Here is a 2638-nt window from a genome sequence, read left to right as displayed (position 1 = left end):
GAACGTTATGATGGTAATTTAGTTGATGGGAATTTATCAGATGAAAAGGTAGAAGAAGGGGCAATGTGTGGTAAACTTCCGCCGAAATCTGACTTCGAGAAAGCTTGGGATGAAGAGAAAAAGGATTTAAGTGACGCATGGACTGGTATTTCTACTGGTGTAGAAGATGCTGTCACAGATGCATGGGAAGGACTTAAAGCATTGGGTGATGCAGAGACGTGGGAAAACATGCGTGATGCAATTGTAAACTACGAAGAAACTCTCCCTGCAATGTGGAACACATTATCCGATTCATATATAAATAATTTCAAAAATGGAGATATGGAAAGTAGAATGCATTATGCTGCCTATGGTGTAGCATCATTATTAACAGGTTTTATCGGTGATAAGGGTCTTAGTAAAGCAGGACAAGCAGGGAAGGTAGTGACAGTCGCAAACCTAGCAAAGGGCGTTTCTAAAATTACTGATTCCGCTGGATATAGAAACGCACTACATATATTAAATAATTTTAAGTTAAACACTGGGAATCGATTTGCCTATGAAGGTGTTGGGGGAAGTACCTTAAAATCAGGTTTTGGCGATGTTTACCAAGAAGCTAGCAATAAGTTATCTCCTTATCAATATACTAAAAGTACCACAGATGGGGATGTTTTTGTTGGTAAATTGTATGGAAAAGACGTACTTCTTGAGGATGTCAAAGTTGAAGATATTACTTATACTAAGAGACCTAGAGAAGAAGCTGAACAACTAAGGAAAGCTTTTGATAGCAGGGTAAGACAAGAGTTTCTTAAATCCTTGGTAAATGACCCTGTTAAGCTTACTGAACTTAAGGAAGCGGGAATAACAGATGGCAATATAGAATTAATGAAACAAGGAAGGCCTCCAGTTGGATGGCAAGTACATCATAATCTTCCTTTAGACGATGGGGGAACAAACGCATTTGAAAATTTAACTTTAATACAAAATCATCCATATCATAAAGCTATAACTAATACACAACGTACATTAACTAGACACTTACAAGATGGAGATAGTGCAGACATAAGCTGGCCTATACCCAAATATGATATCTATCCTAAAGGGAAATAAATACACTTAGAAAGAGGTTTTTTATATGTGGAAAAATCTGATTTTAGAAATTGAAGATATACTGAAAAGTGTTAACTTTAATCTGAACACACCAGCAACAGATAGCGAAGTTCAGAAATTAAGAGAACATGCAAAAGAGAAATTTAATGTTGATTTACCGAGTGAATTTGAGGAGTTTCTTAAAAACGTAAATGGTTTAGATTTTGGTGGACTAGTTATTTATGGAGTTGACCCTTCTTTACTAGAAACAGAAAGAAACGAACCGATTTGTGGATTTATAGACACGAATGAGATTTGGTATGAAAATGAATTTCAAAAAGAGTATCTTTTCTTTGGAGATTCAAGTATTGCTTGGTTTTGTAAAAACTTATCTGACGGTACTTACTTAGAACTTGATAAACCATCTGGCACAGTGATGAAAACATATAATGATTTCAATACAATGCTTGAAGAAGCATTGAAAACAGCCCTTCTGTAATAAGGAGGTAGTAAAAATTATGTTTAACTTTTTGAAAGAGTGTGTTGTAGCTAATGAAAGTGTAAAATCTGACCAAACACCTATTTTCTATCCTTTAAAAAGTGAAGAGATAGAGGAAGCAGAAGATTTATTAAAAATGAAATTCCCTAAAGAATTGAAAAATTTTTATAAAGAAATTGGTTATGGTTTTTTAGAGGCATCAAGTAAGTTCTTTTTTAACAGATTTATGGACCCCTTTTCTGTTGTAGATTTTCGTTTGAGACAAGATATCTATGAATATAACCCTAATATAGATGGTGTAGACGATGAAGAATCATTAGTGTTTTTTGAAGTGACAGAACTTAGCTTTTTAACAATTAAATTTAAGCAAGCGAATGGATTAGGTCAATGCCCTATTTACTCTGAAGATGAGAAAATAGCGGATTCTTTAGAAGAATTTTTAATTAAAATGGGCGAAAATCCTGACTATTATATCTAATGGAAGAATCAATGAACACCTGAGTTTCAGAGTTGAACGTGTAAGTCTTTAGCAAAGTCCTAAAATAACTGACAGGAGTTAGTAACATGGATGCAAAGGTTTCAGAAATTCTAAGAATGTTAAACAATTATGAGGGAAATGAAAAAGAAATTTTTGAACAGATTCAAGCTGAAGCAATGGTGAAATATAAACAATGTGAAGAAATGATTAAGAATCGTTAATCATCTATACATTGATTTATATTTTGAGATAAAGTCGTACCAGATAGTTGATGAAATGAATAATAGTACACGAATGTCATTTAATTTTATTGACGTTTGCCCCTGTGGTTATGTAGCATATTCCTATACACATTAGTAACGTAATGTTACCAATGAATTAGGGAAAACTAAACCAATAAAGGGCGTGAAATTTAGCGTATTTATTGGACGAAAAGAAAATGTTAGAAACGTATACATATCAAGGTTTAAAGCTTTTGGTTATACAGTATCCATGTCAAAAGCAAAACCTACGAATTCTGAGTTTATCGCAATGGTTGCGGATAAGCTAAGACTTGAACATAAGGCTTCGTAAATATTGTCGTATTAATTTCA

Annotated in this window: 4 protein-coding genes and 1 pseudogene; all 5 read left to right on the top strand. The window is 33.5% G+C overall.

The window, feature by feature from the left end; genetic code table 11:
* Positions 1–1089, top strand: a 1089-nt coding sequence (locus BAU23_RS30640) for a cytoplasmic protein (RefSeq protein ID WP_071734857.1), incomplete at its 5' end; no start/stop codon positions are given.
* Between the two features lie 25 nt (positions 1090–1114).
* Positions 1115–1567 (top strand): YrhA family protein, encoded by a 453-nt coding sequence (locus BAU23_RS17140; RefSeq protein WP_071734856.1) that lies wholly within the window; start codon positions 1115–1117, stop codon positions 1565–1567.
* A gap of 19 nt (positions 1568–1586) precedes the next feature.
* On the top strand, positions 1587–2045 hold the full coding sequence (locus tag BAU23_RS17135) for an SMI1/KNR4 family protein (RefSeq protein ID WP_071734855.1): 459 nt from the start codon (positions 1587–1589) through the stop codon (positions 2043–2045).
* Between the two features lie 86 nt (positions 2046–2131).
* Positions 2132–2266, top strand: a complete 135-nt coding sequence (locus BAU23_RS30835) for a hypothetical protein (protein WP_255286268.1) — start codon at positions 2132–2134, stop codon at positions 2264–2266.
* A gap of 253 nt (positions 2267–2519) precedes the next feature.
* Positions 2520–2618: pseudogene (locus tag BAU23_RS30635) on the top strand (sporulation initiation factor Spo0A C-terminal domain-containing protein); the annotation flags it as partial.
* Between the last annotated feature and the right edge of the window lie 20 nt (positions 2619–2638).

Source organism: Bacillus nitratireducens (assembly GCF_001884135.1).
Taxonomy (GTDB): domain Bacteria; phylum Bacillota; class Bacilli; order Bacillales; family Bacillaceae_G; genus Bacillus_A; species Bacillus_A nitratireducens.
This window is presented reverse-complemented; position numbering and strand designations above follow the sequence as displayed.